The sequence below is a fragment of the Pseudomonas sp. OF001 genome (genome assembly GCF_904426495.1).
In the GTDB taxonomy this organism is placed as follows: Bacteria; Pseudomonadota; Gammaproteobacteria; order Pseudomonadales; family Pseudomonadaceae; genus Geopseudomonas.
In genome coordinates, this window is sequence record NZ_CAJGBM010000010.1 from 36,956 (window position 1) to 54,294 (window position 17,339).

18 protein-coding genes are annotated in these 17,339 nt (G+C 71.2%); 10 read left to right on the top strand and 8 right to left on the bottom strand.

Annotated features, from left to right (window positions below; all coding sequences use genetic code 11):
- Positions 1–32 precede the first annotated feature (32 nt).
- The 6 genes from RA210_RS07335 to ppc form a co-directional block, all read right to left on the bottom strand.
- A complete protein-coding gene (locus RA210_RS07335; RefSeq protein ID WP_201485937.1) occupies positions 33–806 on the bottom strand; it encodes a class I SAM-dependent methyltransferase in 774 nt (257 codons plus the stop codon).
- A 49-nt stretch (positions 807–855) separates the two neighbouring features.
- Positions 856–1,704, bottom strand: a complete 849-nt coding sequence (locus RA210_RS07340; protein WP_201485938.1) for a DMT family transporter — start codon at positions 1,702–1,704, stop codon at positions 856–858.
- A gap of 149 nt (positions 1,705–1,853) precedes the next feature.
- Entirely contained in the window at positions 1,854–2,708 is an 855-nt protein-coding gene (locus RA210_RS07345) for a DUF72 domain-containing protein (protein WP_201485939.1), read from the bottom strand.
- Between the two features lie 5 nt (positions 2,709–2,713).
- Positions 2,714–3,388 carry a tRNA (adenosine(37)-N6)-threonylcarbamoyltransferase complex dimerization subunit type 1 TsaB gene (gene tsaB / locus RA210_RS07350; protein WP_201485940.1) on the bottom strand — a complete coding sequence of 225 codons (675 nt, stop codon included), beginning with the start codon at positions 3,386–3,388 and terminating at the stop codon, positions 2,714–2,716.
- An 89-nt stretch (positions 3,389–3,477) separates the two neighbouring features.
- Positions 3,478–4,125, bottom strand: coding sequence for an adenylate kinase (gene adk, locus RA210_RS07355; protein ID WP_136490901.1), 648 nt, complete (start codon positions 4,123–4,125; stop codon positions 3,478–3,480).
- A gap of 166 nt (positions 4,126–4,291) precedes the next feature.
- Positions 4,292–6,931, bottom strand: a complete 2,640-nt coding sequence (ppc, locus tag RA210_RS07360; RefSeq protein ID WP_201485941.1) for a phosphoenolpyruvate carboxylase — start codon at positions 6,929–6,931, stop codon at positions 4,292–4,294.
- 117 nt (positions 6,932–7,048) lie between these two features.
- On the opposite strand from ppc, the gene RA210_RS07365 reads away from it, so the two are divergent.
- The 4 genes from RA210_RS07365 to RA210_RS07380 all read left to right on the top strand — a co-directional run bounded on the left by RA210_RS07365 (position 7,049) and on the right by RA210_RS07380 (position 10,668).
- Complete coding sequence (locus RA210_RS07365; protein ID WP_136490899.1) at positions 7,049–7,393, top strand: pilin assembly protein; 345 nt, start codon at positions 7,049–7,051, stop codon at positions 7,391–7,393.
- A 237-nt stretch (positions 7,394–7,630) separates the two neighbouring features.
- Entirely contained in the window at positions 7,631–8,926 is a 1,296-nt protein-coding gene (locus RA210_RS21755; protein ID WP_236574666.1) for a serine/threonine protein kinase, read from the top strand.
- 13 nt (positions 8,927–8,939) lie between these two features.
- On the top strand, positions 8,940–9,698 hold the full coding sequence (locus tag RA210_RS07375) for an MlaA family lipoprotein (protein ID WP_442963386.1): 759 nt from the start codon (positions 8,940–8,942) through the stop codon (positions 9,696–9,698).
- Positions 9,699–9,804: 106 nt separating this feature from the next.
- Complete coding sequence (locus RA210_RS07380; protein WP_201485942.1) at positions 9,805–10,668, top strand: pirin family protein; 864 nt, start codon at positions 9,805–9,807, stop codon at positions 10,666–10,668.
- A 1-nt stretch (position 10,669) separates the two neighbouring features.
- Here the strand turns inward: RA210_RS07380 and RA210_RS07385 are convergent, their stop codons facing one another.
- Entirely contained in the window at positions 10,670–11,593 is a 924-nt protein-coding gene (locus tag RA210_RS07385; RefSeq protein WP_201485943.1) for a lipid A biosynthesis lauroyl acyltransferase, read from the bottom strand.
- Positions 11,594–11,724: 131 nt separating this feature from the next.
- Between RA210_RS07385 and minC the strand changes: the two genes are divergently transcribed.
- The 6 genes from minC (at position 11,725) to RA210_RS07415 (ending at position 16,348) form a co-directional block, all read left to right on the top strand.
- On the top strand, positions 11,725–12,495 hold the full coding sequence (gene minC / locus RA210_RS07390; protein WP_201485944.1) for a septum site-determining protein MinC: 771 nt from the start codon (positions 11,725–11,727) through the stop codon (positions 12,493–12,495).
- Positions 12,496–12,549: 54 nt separating this feature from the next.
- Positions 12,550–13,365, top strand: a complete 816-nt coding sequence (minD, locus tag RA210_RS07395; RefSeq protein WP_136490832.1) for a septum site-determining protein MinD — start codon at positions 12,550–12,552, stop codon at positions 13,363–13,365.
- Entirely contained in the window at positions 13,362–13,616 is a 255-nt protein-coding gene (gene minE / locus RA210_RS07400) for a cell division topological specificity factor MinE (protein WP_136490831.1), read from the top strand. The genes minD and minE overlap by 4 nt, the downstream gene beginning before the upstream one ends.
- Positions 13,617–13,675: 59 nt before the next feature.
- Positions 13,676–14,311, top strand: a complete 636-nt coding sequence (locus RA210_RS07405) for an RluA family pseudouridine synthase (RefSeq protein WP_136490830.1) — start codon at positions 13,676–13,678, stop codon at positions 14,309–14,311.
- Positions 14,312–14,391: 80 nt separating this feature from the next.
- On the top strand, positions 14,392–15,684 hold the full coding sequence (locus tag RA210_RS07410) for a M18 family aminopeptidase (RefSeq protein WP_136490829.1): 1,293 nt from the start codon (positions 14,392–14,394) through the stop codon (positions 15,682–15,684).
- Between the two features lie 10 nt (positions 15,685–15,694).
- Positions 15,695–16,348 carry an HAD family hydrolase gene (locus RA210_RS07415; protein WP_201485945.1) on the top strand — a complete coding sequence of 218 codons (654 nt, stop codon included), beginning with the start codon at positions 15,695–15,697 and terminating at the stop codon, positions 16,346–16,348.
- A gap of 19 nt (positions 16,349–16,367) precedes the next feature.
- Here the strand turns inward: RA210_RS07415 and RA210_RS07420 are convergent, their stop codons facing one another.
- The gene (locus RA210_RS07420) at positions 16,368–17,330 is read right to left on the bottom strand and encodes an NAD(P)H-quinone oxidoreductase (protein WP_201485946.1); all 963 of its coding nucleotides are present in this window, start codon (positions 17,328–17,330) and stop codon (positions 16,368–16,370) included.
- Positions 17,331–17,339: the final 9 nt, after the last annotated feature.

Consider the following 17,339-nt stretch of genomic DNA (forward strand, 5'->3'; position numbering starts at 1 on the left):
GCTGCCCTCATCCCGCGGTCGATGCCTTCAGCCTAGCCCTTGAGCGCCTTCTTCGGGTAGATGTCGTAGCGGCTGGACTTGCCCTCCAGCTGGTACGAGGGCCTGGGGCCGTCGATGCACGGCGCCTTGCGCGGGCGCTTGACCACCACCCGATGGCTGGCCAGCGCCAGCGCCGCCGCGAGCAGCGCCGGGGCGTCGAGGTCGTCGCCGACCAGCGGGCGGAACAGGCGCATCTCCTTCTTCACCAGCGCGCTCTTGTCGCGGTGCGGGAACATCGGGTCGAGGTAGATCACCTGCGGCGGCTCGCCTGCCCAGCCCTGCATCAGCTCCACCGCGTTGCCGGTCAGCAGCTGCATCTGCGCGACGATCGGCGCCACCTCGGGGTCGCGGGCGGCGCGCTCCAGGCCGTCCTCGAGCAGCGCGGCGACCAGCGGCTGGCGCTCGATCAGGGTCAGCGCGCAGCCGAGGCTGGCCAGCACGAAGGCGTCGCGCCCCAGGCCGGCGGTGGCGTCGAGGATGCGCGGACGCACGCCGCTCTGGATGCCGACTGCCTTGGCGATCATCTGCCCGCTGCCGCCGCCGAACAGACGGCGATGGGCGCTGGCGCCCTCGACGAAGTCGACGCGCACCGGACCCGGAGCATCCGGGCCGAGGTCGACCAGCTGCAGGCCGGCGTCGCCCAGCTGCAGGGCGAACTCGGCCTCGCCCTCCTCCGCCAGTCCGAGCCGGGTCGCCCACTGATGGGCGGCCGCGGCATGGGCGGGACTCAGGGCTTCGACGCGGACACGGGCGGGGCTGGCGGACATCGGGGCTACCGGGCAGGGGAAAGGGGCCGCCATTCTGCCAAAGATCGCCTTAGCGCGCAGGCGCGCGGCCGAGCAGCACCCAGGCCACCCCGCCGAGCAGCAGCGCCGCGGCCAGCAGCAGGCGCGTCCCGAAGGGCTCGCCGAGCAGCAGCACGCCGAGCAGCGCGGTGATCAGCGGCACGCTGAGCTGCACGGTGGCCGCCTGGGTGGCGCGCAGCGCCGGCAGCACCGCGTACCACAGGGCATAGCCACAGCCCGAGGCCAGCGCGCCGGAAAGCAGCGCGTAGAACACCCCGGCGCCGTCCAGATGCGCCCAGGGCAGGCCGGCAAGGCCGAGCAGCAGGGCCAGCGGCAGGCAGCGCAGGAAGTTGCCGGCGGTGCTGCCCGTGGCGTCGCCCGCACCGCGGCCGCGCAGCGAGTAGACGCCCCAGGCCACCCCGGCCAGCAGCATGGCCAGCGCCGGCAGCGCCGCCGGCGCGCTGGCGCCGGGCAGCAGCAGCACGGCCAGCCCGGCACCGGCCAGCAGCAGGCCGCAGCCCTGTCCCGCCGTCAGCCGCTCGCCGCGACACAGTCCCCAGAGGATCATGCTGGCCTGCACCGCGCCGAACAGCAGCAGCGCACCAGTGGCGGCGGACAGCTGCAGGTAGGCCCAGGAAAAGCCCGCTGCATAGGCGAACAGGGCCAGCGCCGACGGCCAGTTGCCCGCCAGCGGACTGGCGGCGCCCGCGCGCAGCCGGACGATCAGCCACAGCGCCAGGGCGCCGGAGGCGAGGCGGAGGGCAGTGAAGCTGGCGGCGTCGATATGCCCGTCGCGCAGGGCGATGCGGCACAGCAGCGAGTTGGCGGCGAAGGCCAGCATGGCCAGGGCGACGAGCAGCGCCAGGCGCGGCAGGGGCATGGCAGACAATCCGGTCCGTGGTGGTGCGGCGAGGGTAGCGCGAAAGGTGCGGTGGCGGGGCGCGACTTTGGCACGACTTCCATCGGTAGGGTGCGCCATGCGCACCATCGAGCACTGCCCTAGCTAGCCAGCGGTGCGCATGGCGCACCCTACAGCAGACCGAGCTGTTCGCCGCTGCTGCTCTCGGCCAGCGCCGGCAGGCCGGGCAGGCGCGCCATCAGCTGCGCATGGAAGCGCCGCGCCAGCTCGGGCGCGCGGTGGTTGTCGGGGGTGTGCAGGTAGACGTGCGGCGCGCGGCCTTCCTCGATCCAGGCGGCGACCTTGTCCAGCCAGGGAGCGAGGAAGGCGTCGTTGGCTGCGAGGTCGGGATGGCCGATGAAGCGCACCTGCGGCTGGTGGGTGAAGGCCGCCGGGCGCGGCGGCACGCGCGGCTTCTTGCTCTGCGCGTGGAGCACCGCCGGACTGCGCTCGGTGCAGCTGAACAGCGCGCGCGAGTCGAGGCCGATGCGCTCCACGCCGCGCTCCAGCAGCAGGCGGTTGAGCGCCTTCTCCTCGTCGCCGCGGGCGAAGAACGCCGGGTGGCGCACCTCGACCGCCAGGCCATGCGGCGCGGCCAGCCCGTCGATGAAGGCGGCCAGCTCGGCGAGCCGCGGCGGGCCGAAGCTGGCCGGCAGCTGCAGCCACAGCGGTGCGACCCGCGCGCCCAGTGGCGCCAGCAGCTCGAGAAAGTCGCCGGCGGCGGCGAGACTGGCGCGCAGGTCACCCTCGTGGCTGATGTCGCGCGGCAGCTTGGCGCAGAAGCGGAAGCCTTCCGGCATGGTCTGCGCCCAGCGCGCCAGGGTGGTGACGGCGGGCCGGGCATAGAAGGTGGTGTTGCCTTCCACCGTATTGAACACCCGGCAGTAGGCGGCGAGGAAGTCGCGGCTCGCGCTGCCGGCCGGATACAGGCCACCGCGCCAGGCCGGCTCGTTCCACGACGGACAGCCGAGGAAGTACGGCAGCACGGGCCTCAGCCCTTTTTCGGCGTGGCCACGTTGTCGCGCAGGTAGACCGGCTGGGCCTGCTCGGCCGCCACGGCCTCGCCGCGCGCCCAGGCGAAGGTCGCCAGCTGCAGCAGATCCTCGGCGTGCGGCAGCAGGCCGGCGTCCATGGCGCTGACCGCCAGCGGGATGCGCGCCGCATAGCCCCAGCCGGTGCCGGCGCCGAACCACTCGCCGTCGGCGCCGCGCGGCAGGGCGGCCTGCTCCGGCGGCAGCACCGCTTCGACACCGGCCAGGCGCATCTCGCCGCCTTCCAGCTGGTAGCAGCCCCAGTAGACCTCGTCCATGCGCGCATCGATGGCAGCGGCCACCCGGCTCGCGCCCTGCTCGCGGTGGGCGCGCTGGGCGAGCACGGCGAGGTTGGAGACCGGCAGCACCGGCCGGTCGAGGGCGAAGGCCAGGCCCTGGACCACGCCGACGGCGATGCGCACGCCGGTGAAGGCGCCCGGGCCGCGGCCGAAGGCGATGGCGTCGACCGCCGCCAGGGCGATGCCGGCCTCGGCCAGCACCTCCTGGACCATCGGCAGCACGCGCTGGGCATGCAGGCGCGGGATCACCTCGTAGCGGCTGAGCACGCGGCCCTCGTGCAGCAGGGCGACGGAACAGGCTTCGGTGGCGGTATCCAGGGCCAGCAGGGTGGTCATGACGGTATCCGGTGTGATGGCAAACGGGCGGGCATTGTAAATGCAAACGGCCCGCACAGGGCGGGCCGTTCGTGGCAGCAGGGGAGCGATCAGCTCAGCGCGGCGAGCACCTTGGCGGTGATCTCTTCGACGCTGCCGACACCCTCGACGCGCGAGTACTTCGGCTTGCCGGCGGTCTGCGCCAGGTCCTGGTAGAAGCCGACCAGCGGCAGGGTCTGGGCGTGGTACACGTCCAGGCGCTTGCGCACGGTCTCTTCCTGGTCGTCCTCGCGCTGGATCAGGTCCTCGCCGGTCTCGTCGTCCTTGCCAGCCACCTTCGGCGGGTTGTACTGCAGGTGGTAGGTGCGGCCGGAGGCCGGGTGCACGCGGCGACCGGACATGCGGCTGATGATCTCCTGGTCTTCCACGGCGATCTCCAGCACGTGGTCGATGTCCACACCGGCGTCGCGCAGGGCTTCGGCCTGCGGGATGGTGCGCGGGAAGCCGTCGAACAGGAAGCCGTTGACGCAGTCGGCAGCGGCGATGCGCTCCTTGATCAGGCCGATGATGATCTCGTCGGAGACCAGGCCACCGCTGGCCATCACGTCCTTGACCTGCAGGCCCAGCGGGCTCTCGGCCTTGATCGCGGCACGCAGCATGTCGCCGGTGGAGATCTGCGGAATGCCGAACTTCTCGGTGATGAAGCGAGCCTGAGTACCTTTGCCGGCACCCGGTGCCCCCAGCAGAATCACACGCATCGTATTGCTCCTGAAAGGATGTAGAAAACCCTGGATTCGCCTCGCGGGGCCAATCTCGAAATTCTTGTCTTCGCCCCTAGCATGAAATGGGGCGGCGAAAAAGCAGACCAAAATACACAGCCGGCCAGCCGGACACAAGATGCCGGCTGTCCTAGTATTGATCGTTTCACCCGGTGTTGCGCAAGCCGGCGGCGATGCCCGCGACGCTGACCAGCAGGGCCCGTTCCAGCGGCGTTTCGCCATGCTCGGCGAGGCGCCGCGAGCGGGCGAGAAGCTCGACCTGAAGCAGGTGTAGCGGGTCGAGGTAGGTGTCGCGCACGCTGATCGACTCGCGCAGCACCGGGTCACTGCCGAGCAGCTGCGCCTGGCCGGTCAGCGCCAGCACCATGCGCTCGGCCTGCGACAACAGGTCGCGCAGCTGCTCGCCCAGCGGACGCAGCTCGTCGCTCACCAGGCGCTCGTCGTACAGCCGGGCGATGCCGGCGTCGGCCTTGACCAGCACCATCTCCAGCATGTCGATGCGCGTGCGGAAGAACGGCCAGTGCTCGCGCATCTGCTGCAGCAGCGCCGCCTCGCCGCGCGCCACCGCCGCGGCCAGCGCGGTCTCCCAGCCCAGCCAGGCCGGCAGCATCAGCCGCGTCTGGGTCCAGGCGAAGATCCACGGGATCGCCCGCAGGCTCTCCACCCCGCCGCTGCGCCGGCGCGCCGGACGGCTGCCCAGCGGCAGGCGGCCGAGCTCCTGCTCGGGGGTGGCCTGGGCGAAGTAGTCGACGAACTGCGGATGCGCGCGCACCACCGCGCGGTAGGCCGCCACGCCATCGGCGGCCAGGCGCTCCATCAGCGCCCGCCACTCGGCCGTGGGCGCCGGCGGCGGCAGCAGGGTGGCCTCCAGCACGGCGGCCAGATAGAGGTTGAGGTTCTGCTCGGCCAGGCGCGGCAGGCCGAACTTGAAGCGGATCACCTCGCCCTGCTCGGTGACGCGGAAACGCCCGGCCACCGAGCCCGGCGGCTGCGAGAGGATGGCCGCGTGGGCCGGACCGCCGCCGCGGCCGACGGTGCCGCCGCGGCCGTGGAACAGCAGCAGCTCGACGCCGTGGCGCGCGCACACCGCGACCAGCGCCTCCTGGGCGCGGTACTGGGCCCAGGCCGCCGCCACGGTGCCGGCGTCCTTGGCCGAGTCGGAATAGCCGATCATCACCTCCTGCGGCCCGGCCAGGCGCTCGCGGTAGACCGGCAGCGCCAGCAGGCTGTCGATCACCGCGCCGGCGTGCTCCAGGTCGGCCAGGGTCTCGAACAGCGGCACCACCCGGATCGGCCGGCGCAGCCCGGCTTCCTTGAGCAGCAGCTGCACCGCCAGCACGTCGCTGGCGGCACCGGCCATGGAGATCACGTAGGAGCCCAGCGCCGCCGCCGGCGCCTGGGCCACCACCCTGCAGGTGGCCAGCACCTCGGCGGTGTCGGCCGCGGGCCGGTGATCGACGGGCAGCAGCGGGCGCGGGCTGGCCAGCTCGCGCTGGAGGAAGTCGAGGCGCTGCGCCTCGTCCCACTCGGCGTAGCGGCCGAGGCCCAGGTAGGCGGTGATCTCGTCGAGGGCAGCACGGTGGCGGCCGGCGTCCTGGCGGATGTCCAGGCGCACCAGGCACAGGCCGAAGCAGTGGGCGCGGCGCAGGCTGTCGAGCAGCGGGCCGTCGGCGATGGCGGCCATGCCGCAGGCGCTCAGCGAGTCGTGGCAGAGCAGCAGCGGCTCGAGCAGCTCGCCGACCTCCTGCAGCACCAGCGGCCCCGGCGCCAGGCCGGGGTTCTCCAGGGCGGCGGCGGCCCAGTCGCGGGTGGCGAACAGCCGCGTGCGCAGCTGGCGCAGCAGCGCGCGGTAGGGCTCGGGCGCCTCGCCGACCCGCGCGCGCAGCGCCGGGCTGGCCTGGTGCATGGACAGGTCGGTGATCAGCCGCTCGAGGTCGCGCAGGTGCAGCTCGGCGGCCAGCCGGCGCGCCAGCAGCAGCACCTCGGCGGTGACCGCGGCGGTGACGTTGGGGTTGCCGTCGCGGTCGCCGCCCATCCACGAGGCGAAGCGCACCGGCGTGGCGTCCAGCGGCAGGCGCGCATTGCAGCAGGCGCCGAGCAGCTCGTCGACGCCGCGCAGGAACTCCGGCAGCGCCCGCCACAGCGAGTGCTCGACCACCGCCAGGCCCCACTTGGCCTCGTCCAGCGGGGTCGGCTTGCTGCGGCGGATCTCCTCGGTATGCCAGACCTCGGCCAACAGCCGGCACAGCTCGCGGCGCACCCGCGCCTGCTCGCGCGGCGCCAGGTCGGCGTGGTCGCGCGCGGCCAGGCAGGCGGCGATGTCGTCGTACTTCTGGATCAGCGTGCGCCGCGCCACCTCGGTGGGGTGGGCGGTGAGCACCAGCTCGATGTCCAGCGCGGCGATCTGCCGGGCCAGGCTCTGCGGCGCGTGGCCGGCGGCCTGCAGGCGGTCGAGCAGCTCGCCGAGCACGCGCTCCTCGAAGGGCGGCGCCTCGTCCGCCCGCCGGCGGCGGATGCGGTGGTACTGTTCGGCGATGTTGGCCAGGTTGAGGAACTGGTTGAAGGCCCGCGCCACCGGCAGCAGCTCGTCCTCGGCGAGCGCGTCGAGGGTCTCGCCGAGCTGGCGCGCGCCCTCGGCCGAGCCGCGCCGCGCCGCCTTGGCGCCCTGGCGGATGCGCTCGATCTTGGCCAGGAAGTCCGCGCCGCGCTCGGCGCGGAAGGTGTGGCCGAGCAGCTCGCCCAACAGGTGGACGTCCTCGCGCAGCCGTGGATCGATCTCCGCCATGCCCGCCTCCTCCGTCCTCGCCAGTGCAGCCCCGTGCGGCAGGAGCCTCAACAGCAGTCTAGGCTTTTTATCACTACATCCCCGTGACGGGCAGTCCGCGCAGGCCGGGAGGCAGGCATGAAGATCCGCGATCTGGTCAACGACTGGGAACTCAGCGCCAAGGGCCGGCTGAGCAAGACCACCTACAGCATTCCGCTCGACCTGGAGTCGGCGGCCCGCCTGGCGGCGCTCAGCGAGATGTACCCGAGGCGCCACGCCGAGGAGCTGCTCGGCGATCTGGTCGGCGCCGCGCTGCAGGAGCTGGAAGAAAGCTTTCCCTACGTGAAGGGCACCCGGGTGGTGGCCACCGACGAGCAGGGCGATCCGCTGTACGAGGACATCGGCCTGACGCCGCGCTTCCTGGCCCTGGCGCGCAAGCATCTGGAGGCACTGAGAAAGCAGGACGACGACAACGACTTCTGACCGTCCCACGGTTGCCAGCAACAGTCCCGAAACGGGATTGTCGCCGGAACGGACTTCTCCGCTCCGGCCAAAGGTCGTGCCCGCCATTTCGCCTGCTTTTCTGGGAAAATGCCCCGGCGCCGCTTGCGGGCCGGCGAGCGGATGCCGCGCCCGCCGGTCGATCCGGCGCAACTCGCGGCCCGCCCACGAGTCTGACCCTGTCCTAGCCCCGACCCGCCCAAGGCGGAAGGTTGCCGAATGCACCGAGTTTCCCACCTGCTGTTGCTGCTCGCCGCGCTCTGGCTCGGCGGCGCCCAGGCGGCCGTCAACGAGATCGCCGGCGAGGCCTACGGCTTCCCCCTGACCAATCCCTTCGAGGCGACCATCGCCACCACCCCGCCGGAGCTGCGCCCCGCCCTGCCCGAGCTCGCCGACATCGACCAGGCCGACTACAGCCTGCGCCTGCGGCCACGCCGCGAGCTGCCGGACAACTTCTGGGCGGTGAAGAAGCTGCGCTACCGCCTGGCCCGCCAGGCCGGCCCGGCGCCGCTGGTGTTCATCATTTCCGGCACCGGCGCGCACTACGCCAACGGCAAGACCGAGGAACTCAAGCGCCTGTACTACGGCGCCGGCTACCACGTGGTACAGCTGTCCTCGCCGACCAGCTACGACTTCATGACCGCCGCCTCGCGCCACGCCACGCCGGGCATCTCCGACCGCGACGCCATCGACCTGTACCGGGTGATGGAGAAGGTCCGCGAGCAGCAGCGGGACCTGCCGGTGACCGACTGGTACCTGACCGGCTACAGCCTCGGCGGCCTGCACGCCGCCTTCGTCAGCCGGCTCGACGAAGAGCGCCAGGCGTTCAACTTCCGCCGCGTGCTGCTGATCAACCCGCCGGTCAACCTGTACACCTCGGTGAGCAACCTCGACCGCCTGGTGCAGACCGAGGTGCGCGGCATCGACAGCACCCGCACCTTCTACGACCTGGTGCTCGGCAAGCTGGCGCGCTACTTCGAGGAACGCGGCGCGGTGGAGATCGACGCGGCCATGCTCTACGACTTCCAGCAGTCGAGGCAGCGCCTCTCCGACGAGGAAATGGCCATGCTGATCGGCGCCGCCTTCCGCTTCGCCGCCGCCGACATCTCCTTCACCTCGGACCTGATCAACCGCCGCGGCGTGGTCCTGCCGCCAACCTACCCGATGGACGAGGGCACCAGCCTGACGCCCTTCTTCAAGCGCGCCCTGCTCTGCGACTTCGAGTGCTACATCCGCGAGCAGCTGCTGCCCTACTGGCGCGCCCAGGGCGACGGCAACAGCCTGCTGCAGCTGATCGACCAGGTCAGCCTCTACTCGCTGCAGGGCTACCTGGCCGGCAGCGACAAGATCGCCGTGTTCCATAACCGCGACGACCTGATCCTCGGCCCCGGCGACCTCGGCTTCCTGCGCCGCACCCTCGGCGCGCGCCTGACCCTGTTCCCGCGCGGCGGGCACTGCGGCAACATGAACTACCGGGTCAACACCCAGGCCATGCTGGAGTTCTTCCGTGACTGAATCCCTGCGCCGCCTGCTGCCGACCCTGCTGCTCGCCGCCAGCGCCGGCGCCCTCGCCGGGCAGCCCGCCGACGCCGACGGCTTCACCCAGCCGCTGGAGCGCCTGAAGTTCAACCCGCGCCTGGACCAGCGCGAGTTCGAGCGCGCCACCCTGGTGGCGCTGGTCAACAACGACCCTTGGGAGGAGTGGAACCGCCGCGTCTACCACTTCAACCAGCGCTTCGACGAGTGGGTCTACCTGCCGGCGGTCAACGGCTACCGCCTGGTCACCCCGCACTTCGTGCGCAGCGGAGTCAGCCACTTCTTCGCCAACCTCGGCGAAATTCCCAGCCTGGCCAACCACTTGCTGCAGCTGCAGGGCAACGACGCCATGACCACCACCGCGCGCCTGCTGTTCAACACCACCCTCGGCGTCGGCGGCCTGTGGGACCCGGCCACGCGCATGGGCCTGGAGCGGCGCAGCGAGGACTTCGGCCAGACCCTCGGCTACTGGGGCGCCGAGGAAGGTCCCTACCTGGTGCTGCCGCTGCTCGGCCCGTCCAACCTGCGCGACACCGGCGGCCTGCTGTTCGACACTGCCGTGGTCGGCGGCGCGGCCAACCCGGCCGCAGAGGCCGGCCTGTCCAAGCAGGCCGGCGCCTACTACGGACTGATGGCCATCGACCGCCGCCACATCAACGAATTCCGCTACGGCCAGCTCAACTCGCCGTTCGAGTACGAGAAGGTGCGCTACGTCTATACCGAGGCACGGCGCCTGCAGATCCGCGAGTGAACCGCGAACCAATCGAGCGGATCGATGGGTTGGGTGCAAAAACAGCACCCATCCATCCGGCGGGTTGAACCAGAATGGCGGCATGTCCCGACGCAAGGAGTCCGCCATGAGCTATCCCCACTACCGCGACGTCCTCGACCTGCACCAGGGCCGCGCCACCAGCGACGGCGACGGCGTGCGCCTGACCCGCCTCATCGGCGGCGGCGGCCTGGAGCGTTTCGATCCGTTCCTGATGCTGGACGCCTTCGATTCCGTGGATGCCCGCGACTACCTCGGCGGCTTCCCGGCGCACCCGCACCGCGGCTTCGAGACGGTGACCGTCATGCTCGAGGGGCGCATGCGCCACGAGGACCAGCTCGGCAACCGCGGCCTGCTGGTGCCCGGCGGCGTGCAGTGGATGACCGCCGCAGGCGGCATCGTGCACAGCGAGATGCCCGAGCAGGAGCAGGGCCGCCTGTTCGGCTTCCAGCTGTGGCTGAACCTGCCGGCGGCGGACAAGCTGGGCCCGGCAAGCTACCGCGACTTCGCGCCGGAGGAGATCCCGCAGCTGACCAGCGCGCGCGACGTCGCCGTGCGGGTGATCGCCGGACGCTTCAGGGAGGGCGAGCAGGAGCAGGCCGGCGCCGTGCAGCGCCCGCACACCGAGCCGCAGCTGTACCAGCTGGAATTTCCCGCCGGCGCCTGCCTGATGCCCGAACTGCCGCGCGGCCACCGCGTGCTGCTGCACGTGTTCGAGGGCGAGCTGACCGTGCGCGGCCAGCGCGACCGGAGCATCCAGGCCGGCCAGCTGGCGCGCCTCACCGACGGCGACAGCCTGCACCTGACCAGCGCCAACGGTGCGCGCGCCCTGCTGATCGCCGGCAGGCCGCTCGGCGAGCCGATCGTGCAGTACGGCCCCTTCGTGATGAACAGCCGCGAGCAGATCGAGCAGGCGCTGGCCGACTATCGCGACGGCAGCTTCGGCCGCTGACTCAGTCGTAGAGCTTCGGCGCCCCTTCCGGACGGGTCTTGAAGCGGCGGTGCGCCCACAGGTACTGCTCGGGACAGGCGCGCACCGCCTGCTCGATCCACCGGTTGATGCGCAGGCAGTCGGCCTCCTCGCTGTCGCCGGGGAAGTCGGCCAGCGGCGGATGGAGGGTCAGGCGGTAGCCGGAACCGTCGGCCAGGCGCTGCTGGGTGAAGGGCACCACCCGCGCCTTGCCCAGGCGGGCGAACTTCGTGGTGGCGGTGACGGTGGCGGCGGGAATGCCGAACAGCGGCACGAAGATGCTCTGCTTGCGCCCGTAGTCCTGGTCGGGCGCGTACCAGATGGCGCGCCCGGCGCGCAGCACCTTGAGCATGGCGCGCACGTCCTCGCGCTCGATGGCGCTGGCGTCGGGGTTGTGGCGCTCGCGACCGCGACGCTGGATGAAGTCGAACACCGGGTTCTTGTGCTCGCGGTACATGCCGTCGATGGTGTGGCGCTGGCCGAGCAGCGCCGCACCGATCTCCAGGGTGGTGAAGTGCAGCGACATCAGGATCACCCCCTGCCCCTCGCGCTGGGCGGCCTGCAGGTGTTCCAGGCCCTCGACGTGGGCCAGGCGCGCCAGGCGCGCGCGCGGCCACCACCAGCTCATCGCCATCTCGAAGAAGGCGATGCCACTGGAGGCGAAGTTCTCGCGCAGCAGGCGGGCGCGCTCGGTGGCGGACAGCTCGGGAAAGCACAGCTCGAGGTTGCGCGCGGCGATGTGCCGGCGCGATACGGCGCCGAGCAGCATCAGCGCGCCGAGGGCGCGCCCGAGACGGAGCAGGACGACATAGGGCAGCTGCACCACCAGCCACAGCAATCCCAGCCCCAGCCACAGCGGCCAGAAGCGCGGATGAAGAAAGGCGGCACGAAAGCGGGGACGGTCCATCAGCACATCCAGTCGGGCGAACGAGCGCGACATTCTACCCCGTCACGCCTTGGCGAATCAGCCATGCATGCAACTTGCGACCCCGCAGGCTTGTCGTTATAAGTCCCGGCATCTCCCTGGCTGCATTCGACATGACTCAAGCTGATCCGACCACCCAAGAACCCGTGTTCCGGCTCAAGGGCAACATGCTCGCCGTCACCGTACTGGAGCTGGCCCGCAACGACCTGGCGCGCCTCGATCGGCAGCTGGCCGAGAAGGTTGCCCAGGCCCCCAACTTCTTCACCGCCGCGCCGGTGGTGCTCGGTCTCGAGCACCTGCCTGCCGCGGACGGCGAACTCGACCTCGGCGCCCTGCTCGACCTCTGCCAGCGCCACGGACTGGTGGCGCTCGGCGCGCGCGCCAGCCGTCCGGGCGACGTCGCGGCAGCCGAGGCGCTTGGCCTGCCGCTGCTGCCGCCGGCCTCCGGGCGCGAACGGCCGCCGGGCGACCCCGCACCGGCCGAGGTTCCCGCCGCTGCCCCAGCCGCGCCGGCTGAACCCGCCGAGCCGCCGGCTCCGCGCGAGCCCGAGGTGCGCCCGACCCTGGTGATCACCCGCCCGGTGCGCGGCGGCCAGCAGATCTATGCCGAGGGCGGGGATCTGGTGGTGCTGTCGGCGGTCAGCCCGGGGGCGGAACTTATCGCCGACGGCAATATCCATGTGTACGGCCCGCTGCGCGGGCGGGTTCTGGCAGGCGCCAAGGGCAATACGGAGGCGCGCATCTTCTGCCAGCAACTGACCGCCGAACTGCTGTCCATCGCCGGCCGCTACAAGGTCGCCGAGGACCTGCGACGCAGTCCGCAATGGGGCAAACCGGTACACGTCAGCCTGTCGGGAGATGTGTTGAACATCACCCGCCTTTAACGGATACTGCCGCCAAATTCAGGGACCTGAACCTTTTCATCTGGGGTAATCACCTTGGCCAAAATCATAGTTGTCACTTCCGGCAAGGGTGGCGTCGGCAAGACCACGTCCAGCGCCGCCATCGGCACCGGCCTCGCCCTGCGCGGTCACAAGACCGTGATCGTCGACTTCGATGTCGGCCTGCGCAATCTCGACCTGATCATGGGCTGCGAACGCCGCGTGGTGTACGACTTCGTCAACGTGATCCACAAGGAGGCGACCCTCGGCCAGGCCCTGATCAAGGACAAGCGCCTGGACAACCTCTACGTGCTGGCCGCCAGCCAGACCCGCGACAAGGAAGCGCTGACCAAGGAGGGCGTGGAGCGGGTCATGGAAGAGCTGAAGAAGGACTTCGAGTACATCCTCTGCGACTCCCCCGCCGGCATCGAGACGGGCGCGCACATGGCGATGTACTTCGCCGACACCGCCATCGTGGTGACCAACCCGGAGGTCTCGTCGGTGCGCGACTCCGACCGCATCCTCGGCCTGCTGGCGAGCAAGTCGCAGCGCGCCGAGAAGGGCGAGGAGCCGATCAAGGAACACCTGCTGCTGACCCGCTACAACCCAGAGCGCGTGGCCAAGGGCGAGATGCTCAGCGTCGACGACGTCGAGGAGATCCTCTCCATCGGCCTGATCGGCGTGATCCCCGAATCCCAGGCGGTGCTCAAGGCCTCCAACCAGGGCGTGCCGGTGATCCTCGACGAGCAGAGCGATGCCGGCCAGGCCTATGGCGACGCGGTCGACCGTCTGCTGGGCAAGGACGTCCCGCACCGCTTCCTCGAAGTGCAGAAGAAGGGATTCCTGCAACGTCTGTTCGGAGGTCGTGAATGAGCCTCTTCGACTTCCTCCTCTCGCGCAAGAAACCCAGTTCTGCTTCGATCGCCAAGGAACGCCTGCAGATCATCGTCGCCCACGAGCGCGGGAACCGCGGCCAGCCCGACTATCTGCCGGCCCTGCAGGAGGAGTTGATCGCGGTGATCCGCAAGTACGTGCACATCGACCAGGACCAGGTGCAGGTGGCGCTGGAAAACCAGGGCACCTGCTCGATCCTCGAGCTCAACATCACCCTGCCCGAGCGCTGATCCGCGCCGGGTGAACCATGCGGCGGCCTCGGGCCGCCGCAGTCATTTGTGGAACCGCCATGCCGCTGTCGAACATCGAAATCGTCCACCAGGACGCCGCCCTGCTGGTGATCAACAAGCCGACCCTGCTGCTCTCGGTGCCCGGCCGCGCCGAGGACAACCGCGACTGCCTGGTCAGCCGCCTGCAGGACAACGGCTATCCCGAGGCGCGTATCGTCCACCGCCTGGACTGGGAAACCTCCGGGCTGATCGTGCTGGCCCGCGATGCCGACAGCCACCGCGAGCTGTCCCGGCAGTTCCACGACCGCGAGACCGAGAAGGCCTACACCGCGCTGTGCTGGGGCCAGCCGGGAACCGACAGCGGGCGCATCGAGCTGCCGCTGCGCTACGACCCGCCGACCAAGCCGCGCCACGTGGTCGACCACGAGCAGGGCAAGCACGCGCTGACCTTCTGGCGCATCGTCGAGCGCTGCGGCGACTGGTGCCGGGTCGAGCTGACGCCGATCACCGGTCGTTCCCACCAGCTGCGCGTGCACATGCTGGCCATCGGCCACCCGCTGCTGGGCGATCGCCTGTACGCCCACGAGCAGGCGCTGGCCGCCCACGAGCGCCTGTGCCTGCACGCCAGCCTGCTGTGTCTGACCCACCCGCAGAGCGGCGAGCGCCTGCGCTTCGAGAGCCCGGCGCCGTTCTGAGCGTCCCGCGTGCGCGGCGCCGACGGCCTGCGCACGCCGGATTCCGGTAAACTGCGCGCATCACCGCCGCCGGAGCCGTCATGCGCGAAGCACTCAACCAGGGCCTGATCGATTTCCTCAAGGCCTCGCCGACCCCCTTCCATGCCACCGCCAGCCTGGCCGCCCGCCTCGAGGCCGCCGGCTACCAGCGCCTCGACGAGCGCGCCCCATGGCAGGCGCAGCCCGGCGGGCGCTACTACGTCACCCGCAACGACTCCTCGCTGATCGCCGTGCAGCTCGGCCGGCGCACCCCGCCGGACGGCGGCCTGCGCCTGGTCGGCGCGCACACCGACAGCCCCTGCCTGCGCGTCAAGCCGCAGCCGGAGCTGGCGCGCCAGGGCTACTGGCAGCTGGGCGTCGAGGTCTACGGCGGCGTGCTGCTGGCGCCCTGGTTCGACCGCGACCTGTCGCTGGCCGGTCGCGTCACCTTCCGCCACGAGGGCCGCCTGGAAAGCCGCCTGATCGACTTCAAGGCGCCGATCGCCACCATCCCCAACCTGGCCATCCACCTCAACCGCGAGGCCAACCAGGGCTGGGCGATCAACCAGCAGAACGAGCTGCCGCCGCTGCTCGCCCAACTGGCCGCCGGCGAGAGCCGCGACTTCCGCGCCCTGCTCGCCGCCCAGCTGCTGCGCGAGCACGGCCTGTACGTCGACGAGGTGCTCGACTTCGAGCTGAGCTTCTACGACACCCAGGCCGCCGCCGTGGTCGGCCTCGACCAGGACTTCATCGCCGGCGCCCGCCTGGACAACCTGCTGTCCTGCTACGCCGGCCTCGAGGCGCTGCTCGCCGCCGGCGATGCCGAGAACTGTGTGCTGGTGTGCACCGACCACGAGGAGATCGGCTCCTGCTCGGCCTGCGGCGCCGACGGCCCGTTCCTCGAGCAGGTGCTGCGCCGTCTGCTCGGCGGCGACGAGGAGGCCTTCGTGCGCGCCATCCAGCGCTCGCTGCTGGTGTCGGCCGACAACGCCCACGGCGTGCACCCCAACTACGCCGACAAGCACGACGGCAACCACGGCCCGCGCCTCAACGGCGGCCCGGTGATCAAGGTCAACAGCAACCAGCGCTACGCCAGCAACAGCGAGACCGCCGGCTTCTTCCGCCACCTGTGCCAGCAGCACGAGGTGCCGGTGCAGTGCTTCGTCACCCGCAGCGACCTGGGCTGCGGCTCGACCATCGGCCCGATCACCGCCAGCAAGCTCGGCGTGCGCACCGTCGACATCGGCCTGCCGACCTTCGCCATGCACTCGATCCGCGAGCTGGCCGGCAGCCACGACCTCGACCATCTGGTGAGGGTGCTGAGCGCCTTCTACCAGAGCGCCGAACTGGTCTGAGGCGCCTACCGTGGCCCTGGCGCTCTTCGACCTCGACGACACCCTGATCGGCGGCAACAGCCCCAGCCTGTGGACGGCGCATCTGGCCGACCTCGGCTGGGTCGACCGCGAGTCCTTCCTCGCCCGCGAGCAGGCGCTGGTGGCGCAGTACGCCGCCCTGCAGGCGACCCTCGAGGACTATCTGGCCTTCAGCGTGCAGCCGCTGGTCGGCCGCACCCCGGCGGAAATCGACTGTGTCGCCGGCGCCTTCGTCGAGGCGGTCATCGAGCCGCTGATCCTCACCGACGCCATGCGCGCCGTCGCCGCGCACCGCGCCGCCGACGACCGCGTGCTGATCGTCTCCGCCTCGCCGACCTTCCTGGTCGCGGCCATCGCCGCCCGCCTCGGCATCGCCGAGCTGCTGGCCACCGAGCTGGAACTGCAGCACGGCGGCTACAGCGGACGGATCGCCGGCATCCCCTGCGCCCGCGAGGGCAAGATCGCCCGTCTCGAGCAGTGGCGCCGCGAGCAGGGCGAGACGCTGGCCGGCGCGCACTTCTATTCCGACTCGCGCAACGACCTGCCGCTGCTCGCCCACGTCGACCATCCGCATGCGGTGAATCCCGACGCCGCGCTGCGCGCGCACGCCGAGCGCCACGGCTGGGACATCCTCGACTGGCGCTGAGGCGGACACGACAGGGCAGTCAGTCCAGGCTGGCGTCCACCACCAGCACCACCTTGCCCTGCACCTGATTGCTGGCCAGCGCGGCGAAGGCCGCCTCGGCGTCGGCGATCGGGTAGCTGCGCTCGAGCTGCGGCTTCAGGCGCCCCTCGGCGAACAGCGGCCACACCTGCTGCTCCAGCTCGGCGAGCAGCTGCGCCTTGGACTCGGCGTCGCGGCTGCGCAGGGTCGAGCCGATCAGCTGGATGCGCTTGCCGAGCAGCAAGGCCAGGTCGAGCTCGGCCTTGCGCCCGCCCATCAGGCCGATGATCACCCAGCGGCCGTCCTGGGCGAGCAGCTTCAGGTTGTGCGCGGCGTAGCTGGCGCCCACCGGATCGAGGACCACGTCGAAGGGGCCGAAGTCGCGCAGGCCGTCGAGGCCGTCGCCGCGCAGCACGCCGCCCTGGGCGCCCAGACCCTCGCAGTAGGCCAGCCGCTCGGCGGAGCCGACGCTGACCCAGCACGGGCTACCGAAGGCCTTGCACAGCTGGATGGCCGCCGAACCGACGCCGCTGGCGCCGGCGTGCAGCAGCACCCTCTCGCCCGGCTGCAGGCGCGCCAGCTGGAACAGGTTGAGCCAGGCGGTGGCGTAGACCTCCGGCAGCGCCGCCGCCTCGACAAGGCTCAGGCCCTCGGGTACCGGCAGCGCATGGCGGGCGTCCACCACCACCTCCTCGGCCATGCCGCCGCCGGCCAGCAGGGCGCACACCCGGTCGCCGACCCGCCAGCGGCTGCCGGCACCGGCCTCGGTCACCACCCCCGCGCACTCCAGGCCGAGCACCTCGCTCGCCCCGGGCGGCGGCGGATACAGGCCGTTGCGCTGCAGCAGGTCGGCCCGGTTGAGGCCGGCGGCCGCCACGCGGATGCGGACCTGCCCCACATCACAGTCCGGGCGCGGCTGCGCCGACCATTCCAGCTGTCCGTCGATACCTTGCAATGCGTTCACGCTACCTCC